Origin of the sequence: Streptomyces sp. P17 (genome assembly GCF_032436805.1) — a bacterium.
Lineage (GTDB): Bacteria > Actinomycetota > Actinomycetes > Streptomycetales > Streptomycetaceae > Streptomyces.
In genome coordinates, this window is sequence record NZ_JAVRBF010000690.1 from 1 (window position 1) to 279 (window position 279).

At 63.4% G+C, this 279-nt stretch carries 1 protein-coding gene; it reads left to right on the top strand.

Going from position 1 to position 279, the window contains the following annotated elements:
- Positions 1-52: 52 nt before the first annotated feature.
- A partial coding sequence (locus tag RMT89_RS42605; RefSeq protein WP_315889129.1) for a hypothetical protein occupies positions 53-279 on the top strand: 227 nt, incomplete at its 3' end.

Consider the following 279-nt stretch of genomic DNA (forward strand, 5'->3'; position numbering starts at 1 on the left):
GTTTCACAGGAAATTGGCTTTTCTTTCGCAAAGGGGTAGGTATGCATTCATCATGCATCGCAGCACGCGCCCGAAAACCCGCGCCCGGCCCGCCGTCCGCGGTCTCGCTTCGCGTGCGCTGATCCTGCTGACGCTCGTTGCCTTCACGCTCCAGGGTTTCCTGGTCCAGACCCACATCCACCAGATCACAAACGGCGTCGCGCCCGCCCTCGACGTGTTCGACGGCGTCCCGGCAAAGGGCGACAAGGCGCCGGCCAAGAACTCCGACCAGAACTGCCC